The 17,147-nt window shown below is 37.8% G+C and carries 11 protein-coding genes and 2 pseudogenes; 3 read left to right on the top strand and 10 right to left on the bottom strand.

Features of this window, described 5'->3' with window-relative positions:
* The 4 genes and pseudogenes from SORDD27_RS10100 to typA form a co-directional block, all read right to left on the bottom strand.
* A pseudogene (locus SORDD27_RS10100) lies at positions 1 to 231 on the bottom strand (glycosyltransferase); the annotation flags it as partial.
* Between the two features lies 1 nt (position 232).
* Complete coding sequence (gene murD / locus SORDD27_RS01660; RefSeq protein ID WP_061426974.1) at positions 233 to 1,585, bottom strand: UDP-N-acetylmuramoyl-L-alanine--D-glutamate ligase; 1,353 nt, start codon at positions 1,583 to 1,585, stop codon at positions 233 to 235.
* Positions 1,586 to 1,702: 117 nt separating this feature from the next.
* Positions 1,703 to 1,957 carry a DUF3165 family protein gene (locus SORDD27_RS01655; protein WP_000262661.1) on the bottom strand — a complete coding sequence of 85 codons (255 nt, stop codon included), beginning with the start codon at positions 1,955 to 1,957 and terminating at the stop codon, positions 1,703 to 1,705.
* Between the two features lie 19 nt (positions 1,958 to 1,976).
* Positions 1,977 to 3,818: a translational GTPase TypA gene (gene typA, locus SORDD27_RS01650; RefSeq protein ID WP_000164119.1), complete on the bottom strand. Its 1,842-nt coding sequence runs from the start codon at positions 3,816 to 3,818 to the stop codon at positions 1,977 to 1,979.
* Positions 3,819 to 3,976: 158 nt separating this feature from the next.
* On the opposite strand from typA, the gene SORDD27_RS01645 reads away from it, so the two are divergent.
* Positions 3,977 to 4,702, top strand: a complete 726-nt coding sequence (locus SORDD27_RS01645; RefSeq protein WP_061426972.1) for a 16S rRNA pseudouridine(516) synthase — start codon at positions 3,977 to 3,979, stop codon at positions 4,700 to 4,702.
* 39 nt (positions 4,703 to 4,741) lie between these two features.
* Here SORDD27_RS01645 and SORDD27_RS01640 read toward each other — a convergent pair whose 3' ends face one another.
* From SORDD27_RS01640 to SORDD27_RS01630, 3 genes are all read right to left on the bottom strand, one after another.
* A complete protein-coding gene (locus SORDD27_RS01640; RefSeq protein WP_061426970.1) occupies positions 4,742 to 4,969 on the bottom strand; it encodes a hypothetical protein in 228 nt (75 codons plus the stop codon).
* 71 nt (positions 4,970 to 5,040) lie between these two features.
* Complete coding sequence (locus SORDD27_RS01635; protein WP_061426968.1) at positions 5,041 to 5,421, bottom strand: rhodanese-like domain-containing protein; 381 nt, start codon at positions 5,419 to 5,421, stop codon at positions 5,041 to 5,043.
* Complete coding sequence (locus tag SORDD27_RS01630) at positions 5,418 to 5,651, bottom strand: YqgQ family protein (protein WP_044135604.1); 234 nt, start codon at positions 5,649 to 5,651, stop codon at positions 5,418 to 5,420. Before SORDD27_RS01630 ends, SORDD27_RS01635 begins: the two co-directional genes overlap by 4 nt.
* Positions 5,652 to 5,753: 102 nt before the next feature.
* Between SORDD27_RS01630 and SORDD27_RS01625 the strand changes: the two genes are divergently transcribed.
* Positions 5,754 to 6,662, top strand: a complete 909-nt coding sequence (locus tag SORDD27_RS01625) for a LysR family transcriptional regulator (RefSeq protein ID WP_001222578.1) — start codon at positions 5,754 to 5,756, stop codon at positions 6,660 to 6,662.
* A 44-nt stretch (positions 6,663 to 6,706) separates the two neighbouring features.
* Positions 6,707 to 8,506, top strand: coding sequence for an N-acetylmuramoyl-L-alanine amidase (locus SORDD27_RS01620; RefSeq protein WP_061426965.1), 1,800 nt, complete (start codon positions 6,707 to 6,709; stop codon positions 8,504 to 8,506).
* A gap of 28 nt (positions 8,507 to 8,534) precedes the next feature.
* Here SORDD27_RS01620 and SORDD27_RS01615 read toward each other — a convergent pair whose 3' ends face one another.
* The 3 genes and pseudogenes from SORDD27_RS01615 to SORDD27_RS01605 form a co-directional block, all read right to left on the bottom strand.
* A complete protein-coding gene (locus tag SORDD27_RS01615; protein ID WP_000734660.1) occupies positions 8,535 to 8,852 on the bottom strand; it encodes a hypothetical protein in 318 nt (105 codons plus the stop codon).
* A gap of 226 nt (positions 8,853 to 9,078) precedes the next feature.
* Positions 9,079 to 9,948: a DUF6287 domain-containing protein gene (locus tag SORDD27_RS01610; protein ID WP_061426963.1), complete on the bottom strand. Its 870-nt coding sequence runs from the start codon at positions 9,946 to 9,948 to the stop codon at positions 9,079 to 9,081.
* Positions 9,949 to 10,394: 446 nt separating this feature from the next.
* Positions 10,395 to 16,827 (bottom strand): annotated as a pseudogene (locus SORDD27_RS01605) (S8 family peptidase).
* Positions 16,828 to 17,147: the final 320 nt, after the last annotated feature.

The following is a 17,147-nucleotide window of genomic DNA, read 5'->3' as shown; positions in this document are numbered from 1 at the left end:
CTTTAAAGACATCTAGCATGTTTTGCCAGGAGAAGTAACGACGCAATTTCCCTGTCGCTATGGAATGGAAGGTCACATCCAGACCTGACTTGAGGATTTCTTGGTGTTCGATCCCACGCTTGTCCCCGATATAGTGGACTTCCCAGCCATCTTCTATGAACTTGGGCATTAACAAAAGGTTGAGGGTCACGTGTCCAGCCGTCCCCCACCTGTAAAGACAATTTTTTTCATATTATTCCTTTAACTCCGCTACTGTGTCGATAAAGAGGTCGCCACGTACTTCAAAGTTAGCATACATATCCCAGCTAGCATTGGCAGGACTGAGGAGAACCACATCTCCTTGAGTCGCGAGTTCATAAGCCTTGCGGGTCGCATCTGCAATATCTGTCGCATCTACATAAGCCACACCAGCCTTATCCGCTGCCCGTTTGACACGTTCTGCAGACTGACCAAGGATAACCATCTTCTTGAGTCCAGTAATGTCTGGCACCAGCTCGTCAAACTCATTACCACGGTCCAAACCACCTGCAATCAAGATGACCTTGCTGTTGTCAAATCCTGACAAGGCTTTTTGAGTCGCTAAGATATTGGTTGATTTGCTATCGTTATAGAATTTGACACCCTGAATTTCATCCACAAATTGGAGACGGTATTTGACACCACCAAAGGCTGAAAGAGTTTCCTTGATGGTTTGGTTATCCACACCACGGAGCTTGGCTACAGCAATAGTCGCAAGGGCATTTTCTACATTGTGGCTACCTGGAACACCGATTTCACTAGCTGCCATGACCACTTCTCCACGGAAGTAGAGTTGACCATCTTCCAAATAAGCTCCATCAACCTTTTCCTGTGTTGAAAATGGAACAACAGTGGCTTGTGTTTTGGTAGCCAATTCTTTTGCCAAATCTTGGTTAAAGTTCAATACAAGGAAATCAGCTTCTGTCATCTTGTTCTGGATATTCCACTTAGCTGCCACATACTCTTCAAAAGAACCATGATAGTCGATATGAGTCGGCATAAGGTTGGTAATAACCGCAATCTCAGGATGGAATTCTTGAACACCCATCAGTTGGAAAGAAGAAAGTTCCATGACAAGTGTGTCCTTGGCTGTCGCAGTTTGAGCCACTTGACTAGCAGGATAGCCGATATTTCCTGACAAAAGACCATGTTGGCCGGCAGCAGTTAAAACTTCCCCAATCATCGTCGTTGTGGTTGTTTTCCCATTTGAACCTGTGATACCGATAATTGGCGCTTCCGAAATCAAATAAGCCAATTCCACCTCAGTCAAGACTGGAATCCCCTTTGCCAATGCCTTTTCAATCATGGGATTGCTATACGGGATACCTGGATTTTTCACCATCAGAGCGAAATCTTCATCCAAGAGTTCCAAAGGATGCCCACCAGTGACAACCTTGATCCCATCTTCCAGTAGGCTTTGAGCAGCAGGATTTTCCTCAAAAGGCTTGCCGTCATTTACTGTCACAATAGCACCCAGCTTGTCCAACAAACGAGCCGCAGACTCACCAGACTTAGCCAAACCTAAAACAAGTACTTTCTTATTTTTAAATTGATCGATTACTTTCATGTCTCAAACTCCATTTCTACTCCTACTATTTTACCATTTTTATGGAAATAATACTAAACGAAAATGCTCTAGTCCTCATTCTAGCATAGAAAAAGAGAGCCATAGCTCTCTTTCTATTTATCTTCTTCTGCTCTTTTTTACAGGCATGAGCGTAATGTCTCTCAAGCTAAAGTAGGCTAGAGCCAGCATGGCGATTGTGACAAAGAATTCTGTCGGTAATTGGAAGATTTGCAAGATGGACAACATCAGCAAAATCAAGAGTGCAACAACTACAAAGACCAAGATAACGATGTTGACTGTTCCTTTGATACTTTGGGGTGTCGCAAATACATAGAGTAGTAATAAGAGTATCCCTATGATTAAATAGACCATCTTTATCTCTTTCTAGCTCTTATTCAGCTGATTTTTTCTTTTTGTTGGCTTTCTCACGCTCTGCCTTGTTGAGGATTTGCTTACGCAAACGGATAGACTCAGGCGTTACTTCCATGTACTCATCGTCATTCAAGAACTCAAGAGACTCTTCAAGGGTCAAGATACGAGGTGTCTTGATAACCGCTGTTTGGTCCTTGGTAGCTGAACGAACGTTGGTCATTTGTTTGGCCTTGGTGATATTAACAGTCAAGTCGTTTTCACGAGAGTTTTCACCGATGATCATTCCTTCGTAAACCTCAGTACCTGGGTTGACAAAGATTGTACCACGTTCTTCGATAGACATGATTGAGTATGTTGTAGCCTTACCAGCATCAATAGAAACAAGAGCACCACGGTGACGTCCACCAATTTCTCCTGGAATCAATGGCAAGTATTGGTCAAAGGTATGGTTCATGATACCGTAACCACGAGTCATTGACAAGAACTCAGTTGAGTATCCGATCAAACCACGCGCTGGAACAAGGAAGACTAAGCGAGTTTGACCATTACCAGTTGAAATCATATCCAACATTTCACCCTTACGTTCAGAAAGGCTTTGGATAACAGACCCTTGGTACTCTTCTGGAGTGTCGATTTGAACACGTTCAAATGGCTCACATTTGACACCATCGATTTCTTTTACGATAACTTCTGGACGAGATACTTGAAGTTCATAACCCTCACGACGCATGGTTTCGATCAGGATTGACAAGTGCAATTCTCCACGTCCTGAAACAGTCCATTTATCTGGTGAATCCGTTGGATCAACACGAAGGGAAACGTCTGTTTGTAATTCTGCTTGCAAGCGTTCTTCTACCTTACGAGAAGTCACCCATTTACCTTCTTTACCAGCAAATGGTGAGTTGTTTACCAAGAAGGTCATTTGAAGCGTTGGCTCATCGATGTGAAGGATTGGAAGAGGCTCAACTGCATCTGTCGGTGTAATCGTCTCACCAACAAAGATATCTTCCATACCTGATACGGCAATCAAGTCACCTGCTTTAGCTTCTTGGATTTCACGACGTTCCAAGCCAAAGAAACCGAAGAGTTTTGTAACACGGAAGTTCTTCGTTGTACCATCTAGTTTAGAAAGGGTAACTTGGTCCCCAACTTTCACACTACCACGGAAGACACGACCGATACCGATACGACCTACGAAGTCATTGTAGTCCAAAAGTGAGACTTGGAACTGCAAAGGTTCATCTGAGTTGTCCACTGGAGCAGGGATATGGTCGATAATGGTATCAAAGATTGGTGCCATTGTTTTTTCTTGATCAGCTGGATCATCTGACAATGAAGATGTTCCGTTGATAGCTGAAGCATACACCACTGGGAAGTCAAGCTGGTCATCATCTGCACCAAGCTCAATGAAAAGTTCCAAGACTTCGTCCACTACTTCTGCTGGACGAGCTGATGGTTTGTCGATTTTGTTAACAACCACGATTGGGACAAGGTCTTGTTCCAAGGCTTTTTTCAATACGAAACGAGTCTGTGGCATTGTTCCTTCGTAGGCATCTACGACCAAGACAACACCGTCAACCATTTTCATGATACGCTCAACTTCTCCACCGAAGTCCGCGTGTCCTGGTGTGTCCATGATATTGATACGAGTTCCGTTGTAAGCAACGGCTGTATTTTTCGCAAGGATGGTAATTCCACGCTCTTTCTCGATATCATTTGAGTCCATAGCGCGCTCTGCCAATTCAGTACGTGCATCAAGAGTTTCAGATTGTTTCAATAATTCGTCAACGAGGGTTGTTTTACCGTGGTCAACGTGGGCGATAATCGCAATGTTACGGATATCTTCTCTTAATTTTGTCATGATTTCCTCTAATATTTAAATTTTTATTTCTAACTGAACAATTATACCACAGTCTCATTCAAAAATCACAGTTCAGCTAAGTGTAAATGTTTTCACTCTGCTTTTCTAGTCAAGGCAACTCTTTTCAAAGTCAGAGACTTATGATAAGATAAGCTGGTATGCGTTTAGATAGATTATTGGCCCAAGAAAAGGTCAGCCGCAAGGCTATGAAACAGGCTCTATTAAAAAAAGAAATCCTAGTAGATGATTGTCCAGCCAGATCCCTGGCTCAAAATGTCGACACTGGATTACAGAAATTAGTCTTTCAAGGACGACAAATCCAAGGCTACGAGCACAACTACCTCATGCTTCATAAGCCAAACGGAGTTGTTACAGCTAGCAAGGATAAGAAACTTCCAACCGTCATGGATCTCCTCCCACCTGACGGCCAGTCTGACCAGCTCTATGCTATCGGCAGACTAGACCGAGATACGACGGGACTGCTGCTTTTGACAGACAATGGACCTCTTGGTTTTCAACTCCTTCATCCCCAGTACCATGTTGATAAATCTTATCAAGTGGAAGTCAACGGACCGCTCACGTCAGACCATATCCAAAAATTCAAAGATGGGATTGTCTTTTTAGATGGGACCACTTGTAAACCTGCTCAGCTTGAAATTTTGTCCGCAAGCCCAACAGAGAGCCGAGCCTCCATCACCATCTCTGAGGGCAAGTTTCATCAAGTCAAGAAGATGTTTCTCTCAGTTGGTGTCAAGGTGACTGCCCTAAAACGAATCCAATTCGGTGACTTTACATTAGACCCAGAACTAGCAAAAGGGCAATTCCGCCCCTTGAATCCAGAGGAATTGGAAATTATTAAAAACTATTTAGAGAAAAGTGGATAAAAGAAAAAAGCTTTAAATTTAAAGCTTTTTTTATCTTCTTTAACTCATGTGTAAGATAATTCCAATAATCCAGTTAAGAGCAGAAAGAACAATACCTACAATAGCTATAATTCTTTCTGTTTTATAATCAAGTCCAGATTCTTTTTGACGTGTGTTAGCTTCTATTATAGCAAGAGTTCCTAAAATAATGCCTGGTAATGGAAGCCAAAGACTACCTACGATTGATAGGATACCTATATTACGTGAGGTTTTATTCTTTTCTTGCATTTTCTAAAAATTCCTTAAAATGTTTATTAATTTAGTATAGGAGACCGACTTTATCATCTTTTTCCTTGATCTTAGCTCGTCTTGACCTTCCCGTTCCAAGAATCCAACCCATAAGAAAGGATATAAATATCAGAGAAACCTTGTTTTTTCAGATAAAGTGCTGCATTGGTCACTCGTTGTCCGCGTTGGTTTTCGTAGAGAAGGACAGGTTTATCCTTACGAAGGGCTGCAAGGCTTGACTTCAACTGATTTGAAGGAATATTGCGAGCTCCGAGGATATGTTTTCTGTGAAATTCTGCTGGTTCACGGACATCAATCAATTGCCCTTTCCGAATCAAGGCTTCAAACTCTGCATTGTCCACAATCTTAGCCGCACGACGAATACGAAGGTAGTTATAGCCCATCCATGCCACCATCGCCAATACGATTCCCCACAAAATCCAAATTGTCATAAGTTCTTATCTCCATTTTTCTCTATGTAGTCTAATTCTATCTTGTGCTCCCTGCGGAGAACAGCTTCCGCTTCTAGGTAATCTAGCTTGTCCATGAGACCTGCATCATAGATCCGAGAGAGTTCGAGCTTCATCAGTTCAATATCATACAAACGCTTCCCCATGTAAACAATAATGCCAAACTGTTTGAGAAATTGCTGCACATCATAGAATGTTTTCATAGCTTCCATTTTAGCAGATTCTAGACTTTTTTTCAATACTAGACCGGCTCTTTCCCCCTATTTTCTTCGTCTTCATTGCCCATTCTTCCGCAAGTATGGTACAATAAAAACATGAGAATTCAACAACTACACTATATTATCAAAATTGTCGAAACTGGCTCTATGAATGAGGCAGCCAAGCAGCTCTTTATCACTCAACCCAGTCTCTCTAATGCCGTTCGAGACTTGGAAAATGAAATGGGCATTGAAATCTTTATCCGCAATCCCAAGGGCATTACCTTAACCCGTGATGGGATGGAGTTTCTCTCCTATGCCCGTCAGGTCGTTGAGCAAACTCAGCTTCTTGAGGAACGCTATAAAAATCCTATCGCCCACCGCGAACTTTTCAGTGTTTCCTCTCAGCACTATGCCTTTGTAGTCAATGCCTTTGTATCGCTACTTAAGAAAAGCGATATGGAAAAATACGAGCTTTTCCTTCGTGAAACTCGGACTTGGGAGATTATCGACGATGTCAAGAACTTCCGTAGCGAGGTCGGTGTCCTCTTTTTAAACAGCTACAATCGCGATGTTTTAACGAAAATGCTAGATGACAATCACCTGCTAGCGCACCACCTCTTCACAGCCCAACCCCATATCTTTGTCAGCAAGACCAACCCTCTAGCTAAAAAAGATAAGGTCAAACTGGCTGATTTGGAAGACTTTCCTTATCTGAGTTATGACCAGGGGACGCACAATTCCTTCTACTTTTCAGAGGAGATTCTTTCACAAGAGCACCATAAGAAATCCATTGTTGTAAGTGACCGCGCCACCCTCTTTAACCTTTTGATTGGTTTGGATGGTTACACCATTGCAACAGGGATTTTGAACAGTAACCTCAACGGAGACAATATCGTTTCCATTCCACTGGACATTGACGACCCGATTGAACTAGTCTATATCCAGCATGAAAAAACCAGCCTATCTAAGATGGGCGAACGCTTTATCGAATACTTACTAGAAGAAGTTCAATTCGATAATTAATAGAAAAATGAAAAAGGGAAAAAGAAAAAGTTAGGAAATAAAAAGTGAAAAAGATACTACTGACCAGTGCTTTAATCCTTTCAATCGCAGGATTAGCACCCGCATCCGTCTTAGGAGAAGAAAACACAACTCAATCCACATCTGCTGTCAAGGAAGCAATTGCCAAAGAAGAAAAGAAAGAGTCGAGTGTTGAGGAAAACTCTAAATCAGAAGTTCTTCCGAAAGTAGATGTGCAAGAAGACAAGCCCAAAAAAGAAGGATGGCACCAAGAAAATCACCACTGGCGTTTTTACCAAGATGATAAACCTGCTTTGAACTGGAAACAAATTCAAGGCAAATGGTACTACTTCGATCAAGATGGTAATCGTCTTCATTCTACTGTCTACAAAGGTTATGCCTTTGACCAAGATGGTGTCATGACAGAAAATAGCTGGACTAAACTGGACAATCAATGGTATTATGCTGATTCCTCTGGACGACTAGCTCAGAACACTTGGAAAAAAATCAATGGTTCTTGGTACTATTTTGATCAAACTGGAAGCATGCTCAGCAACACTGCCGTTGACGGCTATCTTCTCACAAAAAGCGGAGCTATGGCGGAAAAGGGCTGGACTAAATTAGACCAAATTTGGTATTATGTAGCTCCTTCTGGAAAAATCTCACAGGATAAATGGGAGAAAATCAACGGTTCTTGGTACTACTTTGACAAAGAAGGCGGAATGCTGAGTGCGACAACCTTCAAGGGCTACCTCTTCAACCAGAGTGGAGCTATGGCAGAAAACAACTGGGTCAAAATCAAGGATACTTGGTTCTATGCAAACGGGTCAGGGAGATATGTCCAAGAAAACTGGCAAAAGATTCAGGATTCCTGGTACTCATTTGACCAGAATGGTGGAATGCTAGCAGACAAATGGAAAGGAAGCTACTACCTCAAAACCAGTGGAGCCATGGCGGAAAAAGAGTGGATCTTTGATAAAGCCTACAAGAGCTGGTTCTATCTAAAAGCGGATGGCCGTTATGCAAATCAGGAATGGATTGGAGCATACTACCTCAAGTCAGGTGGTTACATGGCAAAGAGCGAATGGATTTACGATAACTCTGACAAAGCACGCTACTACCTAGATGATAATGGCCATTATGTTTCAGGAACTTACAAGATAGACGGTAAGGAACACTTGTTCCAAAAATACGGCCAATGGATTTCAGAAGTTTCAACTGAAGGCGGATTTACAAAAGGCCTATACAGCAATACCATTTTCCTAGATCCTGGGCATGGTGGTCGAGATTCAGGTGCCTTTTACTACAATGTAGCTGAAAAAGATCTCAACATGCAGATTTACCGTAAGCTTCGTACTAAGTTAGAAGAACTAGGCTACAAGGTCCTCACTTCTCGTGATAGTGATATTGACGTTGATTTTGTTACCGAACGTTCTCGTATGGTTAATAAGACCAACTCTGATATTTTTATCAGTATTCACTTCAACGCTACTGGTAATACCTACTCAAAAGCGAGCGGTATTCAAACCTACTCCTATAGCGATGAACCTGATTATCCAAGTAAGATTAATAAATACTGGCACAATCACCCAGATCGTATGAGTGAAAGCAAACGCCTCGCCGCTGCCATCCACTCCTCTCTTCTAGCAGAAACAGGAGCTAAGGATGCTGGCCTGTTGGAGAGCAGCTATGCCGTACTACGCGAAACAGCCAAACCAGCCGTTCTACTAGAACTTGGTTATATGGATAATTTCTCCGAAAACCAACAAATCAAAGATAGCCACTACCAAGATAAACTGGTCGCAGGCATCGTAAAAGGGATTCAAAAATATTATGCTGGTCAGTAAAAAAAGTCTCGAGAAATCTCGAGACTTTTTATTTGCCTTCTTTTTTATCTTTATCAGGAAAGAGGTAGCCAAGTCCTACACAAGCTAGCACACCGGCACCAATCACCAAACCACTTGAAATTGGCAACAAATCAAAAATAGCATTTGCAATGATAAAGGCGATGATCAAGCACATCAAGCTAGCCTTGTAGTCTTTTTTCAAAAAGTTTTCTAGCGTGAAATAAAGGAACAATCCTACCGGAATGAGTGACCAGAGGTTGACATCCAAACTTGGCCATCCAACAGAACCGAAATACAATACTAGCGCTGCTGCTACTAAAAATACAAGTCCCAATAATTTTTTCATTTTTATGTCTCCATTTTCTTTTTTATTGACTTGAGTTGTCTGATACTGACCCCTCACGCGCCTTACATGAACCATTATAGCAGAGGAATTTTTCAAGAACAAGCCCTTTTGCCTATCTGGTCAATATCTTTGTCTAAGTGGTTAAATAGTCGTGATAAAAGAAAAAGAAGCCCTAATGGGCTTCTTGATTCTGCCGATTGTAACAGTATTTTTGAACGAATACCATCTAGTTTTTCTTTTCCTTTGACTCAAGAGAAGATTTGATTGATTCACGGTCTGCTTGTAGTTGAGCTAAGTTCTTTTCTGCTTCCTCAAGTTTACTGGTATCTGGTTTCACACGATAATAAACATTTTCTGGTTTCATTAACATAGACCCATAATCTTGTCCTGAAAGTAGTCTTTCCTCAGCATGATTGCTTTTATCCGTAATCTTTCCGTCATCAGCAGGTTGCATAACAACTCCACTTGGCACAGCTACTACTACAAATCCTCCAGCAACAGAATCTTTTACCCATGCACTGATAGACGCTGTCTCAGGGTTACGACTATCTTGACCTTTTGATACCTTTAATCCAACTACAGATTCGTACTTTTGATCATTTGTAAACCAAGTCGCATCTACTTCTCCAGAATTCTTAATGATATATTCATTGCCAGATTGACTACGCCAAGTGCCTTCTAAACTAGACAAATCATTGTTCTTGATTGCTTCAATATCTAGTTTTGGAACGGTAGTTTCTTTCTTCAACTTGCTAACAAGTGCTTCTGCTTCCGTAATTTTGGTATCTAAAGCAGTCAGTTGATCCTTGAGTTTCTGAATTTCCTCTTGTTTATCCTTATCAGTTTCATCTGTTTTTCCTTGGCTTGTAGACGCTTGACTTGTTGACTCTGTAGTTGAAATGGCAGACGATGCTTGATTTGGCTCTTTCTTTCCAATCAGAAGATATGAGAAAATACTTACCAAGATGAGAGTGACTAAAACAGAGAGTGCTATGCCAATATAGATTTTTATATTTTTATTCGGAGCCGACTTTGATTCAGACCGCTTAGGTCCATTGATCTCTTCAAATTGTTTTTCCCGTTCTTTCTTATTCATAATTTTCTCCTTTTTGATTGATATTCAGCCAAGCTTACGATACTTCATTCGTTACTATCCATGAACTTTTATGACTTTTAAAAAAAATCCAAGCAAAAATTTCTAGAATAAATAACTATAAAAATATCTCTAGATTGGTATCAAAACAAGTATTTATTACAATACATTATACCACAAAATATAAACAACCGTTTGTATTTATATTTTTATAAGCCGAAGAAATGGATTTTAAACAGAACCCATCTCCATTAGAAAAAGCCTGTCCTGAGACAAGGCTTTTACATATATCTCTTTTAAATCTCCCATTTTCATAGAAATCTAAATAATATATTTATAAATCAATACTTTCACAAAACTATGTCACCTCCTCACTATCTAATCTCAGTACATAAACCATTTTTTCTATAGCTTTTGTCTTAATCTTTATTTTTTCTATAGCTTTTGTCTTAATCTTTATTTTTTCTCTTCAATCCAAGAAAAGCTCCTACTATAAACATGATTCCGGCAGCTAATAGTGTCTGGGCTCCGCTTGCTGTTCCGGTTTTTGGCAACTCATTAGGATTGTTACTAGTTGATTTACTATTGATGTTGGTATTTTTATTAGTTAAGTTCCCTTCTTCATTTAGATAAACGTTCTTGTTAATTTCAAAGTTTTTATCATTTTCATCAGAAACAATACTATTGACATCATTAGTTGAATCAGATTGTGTTTTTTCTTTCTTTTTCGATACATCAAAAGTAGGTTTATTTTCCTCCTCCTTTTTCTCCTCTATTTTCTTGAATACAGGTTTTATAAAGGTATCTTTTGATAGATTAAGAACATAGCCGGCGTCTTTTTTCCCTTCGAAACCAGAAATTTCCCAACCATCAAATTGGTATCCTTTTTCTAATTCACCCTTATAGACAGGTAACATAAAATCTTCTTCCGACACTATCGTTGAACTCATTTCTTTTCCATTTTGAATGGTCACAGTTACCCTATGAGGTTTTAATTCACTTACCTCTCCCGTGTCTTTATTTAAAATGAATTCTTTTACGGTAGTATTTCTTGCAAAATCTTTTACAACAATCTTAATGTTTAGTGTCTTATCTGTTAGTTGTTTAATATCATCAAATGATTTGTATTCTTTTCCATTTACATAAATATGTTGTTCTTGAATCTCACCATCGAATCCATTATTTCTCTTATCATTGATGTTAAAAACTACAGATTTTCCATTAGCATATTCGATACTAGTATTTCCCTTAGGATCAATGCTTACTTCAGGTTTTACATTATCATATAAGAATTGATAGTGTACTCCAACTGCTTTTGCATTCAAATCGCTATAGCCAGTTTGAAGATAAACATTTCCATCCATATCTGTTACCTTATCTGGAAATCCGTTTGCTTTATAGTCTTTCATTCCCCAGTCCATGATGTCACCGTCTTTAACATTAAGCTTAATGTTAAAATCTCTAGTGTTATCAATGTGTAAATCTCCGTAGATTAAATAATTGTCTACAACCGATTCATTAACTCTCAACTCCCAGTTAAAACCACCCTTATCAGAAATCTTACCTCTTAAATAGAATTCTGGATTTCGTACATAAATTTTATTAGTTTTAGATGGATTAAAGTAGTTCTTGTCCATTGAAAGATTTACTGGTTTTGCATCAATAAATAACGTAGAGCCATCTTCTTTTATAGCTTCTACATTGGACTTATCCTCTCCTGTGTACTCTTTACCATCCTTACCAAATAATATCAGTTTAGAAGGATCTGTTACAAGATTGCCATCGTTATCGATTGCCTCCCCTTTATCATTCATTTTAAATGTAAACACTTGATACCTTACAATGTTAAAGCCGTCCAAAGCCGACATTAATACTGATTGAGTACTTCTTCCATCTTCAACATTTCTACTATCAGCATAAATTGTTGTTTCTGATAAAACTCTTAGATTAGGATTGGCCTTTTGGATTTTTGCTATATCTTCCTTGTTATAGACTCCATTCCCTTCTAACATATCCGTTTTTCCAGGATTATAGGTAGTCACTTTTAGTGCATAGCCTTTTCTTAGAATGATGTTATCCTTTAACAGATATTGTTGTTTTTCTGAATCAGAATAGATTTTACCAGATTCCATGTCCGTTAAATTGTTTGGTTTATTTTTTGAAAGATCTCCTTCTCCTAATTCTATTACATTCCCATAACTTGATGCATACGGATATTCTGCTTTAGTTTCCTTAATTTTTTCAGGCATTCTAATTTTAGTTTCAGCTTTTATCTGACCATCATCTTTAACAAAGAATCTCATATCTCCTGCAAAAGCTAATCCATCCACAATATCATTAATATTAGCGTATAAATCAAATGTCATCGTTTTCGAATGGGAATCATACTTGGTCGTTTTGATTTCTATCGATTTATAATTATTGCCATAATATACCTTGGCATTTTTAGAAACATTACTGATCTTTCCAAGAATTTCAAAGTGTCCATCTTTAGACGGGTTTAGAATGCCATAAATTTTTGATTTGATTTCATCAAGTTTTTCAGTTTCATATTCTAAGGCACTACCATCGTCATATGCAATGATATTTCCCTTATCATCGTATTTATAATCGTATTCCTCTATTCTCTTACCAGTTTCACTTGTAAAGTCATCAACTTCTCTGAATTTCTTTTTAATGAGTTTCTTTAAATCTTTGCTTTCAAAGTCTCTAATTGTTGAAATTGTTTTATGAATAGTCAAGCTAGATTTTTCTTCGGTAGCCTCTTCATTTTCTTGATGATGTTCTACTTCCGTTGTATCTTTTTTAAGACTATCCTCTTTTCTATTTTCTAAATTTTTAAATTTAGATTCGGAAATCTCGCCAAGCTTTTGGTATTTAGATGAATCTTGATCAGGATCTACTAGATAATAGGAAATCATCCCATTTTCATCAGCATGATCAGCAAATTTAATTCTATGAATCTTTGTGAAATTGCTAGAACCGTCTAATGCAATCACTTCAATGATTTTGCCCCTTAAATCTCCTGCACCTTTAATTTCATAAATGGTATTTCCGTCTTTGTCAAGTTTTCTATTTCGTCCTTGGCCCTCACCTGCATAAGTGACCTCAAGATTTTTTTCAACCTCTCCATCTTCATTAACAAGAGCGGCCCCAGCATACCAAACTTCGTTGGCAATCTCGTCAAATTTTTCAGGATGTTCTTTTTGATCTCTCGCAAATAGCGTTTCATTCTTGTATTGCTCTTTGACCTTGTGATAAGTATCCTTTGTAATTAACTTAATTTTTTCAGGGTTTGAAAAATCAATTGAAACAATCTTTGGAGGTGTGTTATCAATTTTTACAGGAATATAGGAAACCTGCCATGGGTAATCCTTGGTTAATCTATATTTAAATTTATAGAAATATTGGCCTTCCGCAATCGGTTCAAATTGTCCTCGTATCTTAGTAGCAGGATTCTTTTTTGTCATTACTTTCTGGGGCATTTTCTTCTCTACCTCTAGGGTTATAAATGAGTCCATCCCATTTCAAGTCACCCCAAACTTTTAGTTTAGATGATTTGATTCCCTTCGCATCATTTCTTTTAGAGTTTAAAATTCCTTTAATAAAGTGTTCTCTCGAAATGACTTTTAAGTCTTTTTGATTTTCTCCCTCTTTATTCGTATTTACTATTGAAATCACCCCTTCTTCGGCACTTCTTAATACAAGTGGAGAAGGCGTTAATCCTCTCTCAAGTTGAGCATCTTGAGGATTTCCATTTGAATCTAAAGGATAAATTTTAGCAATATTAGAACCACTCGTTGATGGTGCGTTGATTCCTTCGTTATTGAAAGCAAATAATTCTGGATTTTGATCTAGGGATGTTGTATTTTTATCTTTTCTATTTTGGATAACTCCTGCTGGATTAAATTTATCTATACCATGTTCTCCACCAATCCCCTTATTTAAGGTACCTGGAATTTTTGGTTTACCATCATCATCATAACCTTCCATTGCTTTTGATTTTGATCCTTCTTCCCAGGCCCATTTATCAAGGATTGGTTCGTGGTTCCAATTTCCAGCAAATCCCATTAGAGGCATGGACAAAGAAGGTTGGAAGTTTCTTTTCTTCCCGTTGGAGTTTAGAGCTTCCATTTCTTCCACTGACTCAAAATGAATAAATGATTCTACAAATTTATTTTTGTTTTTAGCCTCTCCAACATTTATAACCGCATTTAAATCAAAGCTAGAATTTGGACCTATAGTGAAAGTATCATGCTCAAATGTGATATTTGCTCCTTTGACTTTTTCTGGGTGAATTTCTGGAACAATTTGCTTCCCGTCCGGAGATTTTTCATCTTTATATGTTTCATCGAGTTTTAGCCTATCAGTTAGAGCATCTGTAGTTACTGCGGATGCTGAAACTTTAAAGGTTAAAGGTCTATTTGAGGTATTGTGAAGCTTGATTGTAAAGTATTTTTTATCACCTTTTATTTCTTTAAGAGAAATGGAACCATATGAATTTACCAAACCTTTAGAATCTGTATTTTTGAAAGTCGCTACAACTTCATTTCTCAAAGCGTTGGCAACATTAATTAGCCCCGCTCCCTGCTGTCTAGGTGATGCAAAGTATTGACTCTTTTCTTTCCAAGAGGTTGCATCCATCATAGGTCTTGCAGTATTTTGTAGGGCTATTTTTGTAAGACTTGTAAGGTCTATTTTGTCATCTCCCTTAAGATTTTTCAAGACAGGTCTTTCAAGCAATTCCTTTAATTTTGGTCGAATCAAAACAGTAGAAGCTGCTACGATTGGAGTTGCCATACTAGTTCCTGACATATAACCATAAGTGGATTTACCATTAATAACATTTAGAGTGGATTTAATATTTTTACCAGGTGCTGAAACATCCGGTTTTAAAAGCAAATCTGTTCTAGGCCCCCAAGATGTAGACCCTGCTGGAACGATAATATCTTCTTTATAAAGTTCTTTGTCTGTGTCAGCTGCAAATTTAAAGTCAATTTCTTTTTCATCACCTACATTTGGTTTATTAGAATTATAGCTTTCCATATCAATTGGATAGTATTGTTCTAAGTTATTTTTAAAATCTTCCTTATTATTTCTTTTGACTTCAGTTTTTTTATCAGGGTTAATCATGTTCCATAATTTTACACCATCATCTCCTGAAATTGAAAATACTTGACTTTTAGTCCCTTCATCCGCTTCATATCCCATAGCTGGAAGGTCTGTCCAATTATCTCTATTGTAGTAATTTACAGTATTTACAACCATAATGGCACGTGCGCCTTTATCCGTTGCTCTTTTAAAAGCATCTTTTAAATCCTTGGTATAAATTCTATCCATTACTGCAATTTTGCCCTTAAGATCCAAGCCTATCAAATCTTGGTCTTGACCTTTGCCTATATATACAAATTTTAATTTATTTGGAGTTTTTGAGCCATCCTCATTTGTTAGGATTTTATTTTTATCGAAAAAAGCCCCTATATTTCTGTATTTAAAACTTTGTCCACCTATGTTAACTTTATCAAACTCAATTGTTTGATTTTTAGCAGAAGCGACCGCTATCGCATCTTCATGTGCGGCAGTTCGTGTTACATTTCCAGTATCTGTCATTTTCAGATTATTATTTGCTACTAAATCCCAAGAAGAACTTGAAGCAGAAGTCGCAAAGTTACCTGTAGCAACAACCATTGGGATTCCAGCTTTTCTTAACGCTCTAATAGCCTCCCAATATTTTTCACCTGCAAGACCGGTTCCTGTAAAACCAGATGATACCGAAACAACATCAACATTGTGTTTGATCGAATCTTCAATAGCATGAAACATTGTTTCATCCCCTGCAAAGCCAGATCCTGCATCGGAATACATTTTATAAGAGAAAATTTGTGCATTAGGCGCAATTCCATCTATGCCATTAAAGTTCTTGATGTCTTTTTCAGTATCATTTCCAGCTAGAATCCCTGCAATATGCATCCCATGTGGGTCAAAATAATCCCTTCCATCATCATATTTTTCGACAGTGATTTTACCACCATTATAATAATTGAACGCATGAGGGATTTTATCACTCAACCAATAATTTTTATCAGTGCCTTTTAAGTCTTCTTTTTTAAATTTCATTGAGTCTTTGGCATCATCATCGATTCTCATAGCCTTATGCCTATAATCTGTTCCAGTATCGATATTTGAAATGACCATACCTCTACCATCAAAATTTTTCCCAAATGGAGCATTAATAGACTTTAGGTAATCAATAGCTTCCTCAACTCCAATTTCCTTTCTGGCATGATTCATCATTGGTTGGAGTTTTTGTGATCGTTCAACCGACGAAATACCTTCTATTTGTTTAATTTTGTCCAAATTATCTGGAGTTGTTTCAATGGCGGTGCCATTAAAAATCGTATTATAGGTATATAAAACTTTTGTATCCTTAAGATTTGATAGTTCCTTAATTACTTTTTCTCCAGATTCTTTATCTTTAAATTCAGCAATATAGACAACTTTATCTTCTTTTTTCGGATTTTCTGTATCTTTATTTACAAATGAGTTCGCATCATCTCCTTTGGATTGATTGGAGTCTTCTTTGATACTTTCTACTTCGTTACTAGTTTTTTTGTCTATCTCAGACTTTCTACTAACAACTTCTTTTTCCTCAATAACTGTTGTCTTCTTCTCTTCAGTATCCTTTGAAGTTTCTATAACATTATGAATATCTTCAGATTGTTCATTGTTTTTTGTTTCTTTATCTGCTACTACTTTTTCTTTATCAGAAATTCTTAAAGCATCTTCAGAACTAGGTGCATCTGCTAAAATCACCTCATTGGGGGCATATGCTGCTAAAATAACTGCAGCAGTAGTTAATGACAATACCGTACTTTTTTTCATTTTAATTCCTTAATTTTTTATTTTAAACCCAATAGATAGAAAACTTTAACCTTGCTAGCCTTTGTTATAAAAAGTTTTATGACGTATTATCTAGTGGGATAGAGTAGTACATTTATATATAATTGTTAGCTCTCTGAAAAATAGTATATCAATTAAAAAAATTTAAGTCAAGAAAAATTAACCTGGGTTAATTTTTTTTTAACCCATGTTAACAAATAGTCTAGTCAATAAATATTATAGTTAACTGGCTACAATATAAACTCATTCCTACCGTCAAAAATATTATCAATCAACTGGAATAACTACCAAAATTGCAAAAA

This window comes from Streptococcus oralis (assembly GCF_001579025.1).
Lineage (GTDB): Bacteria > Bacillota > Bacilli > Lactobacillales > Streptococcaceae > Streptococcus > Streptococcus oralis_X.
The sequence above is the reverse complement of the archived record's forward strand: the minus strand, read 5'-3'. Positions and strand labels throughout refer to the sequence as shown.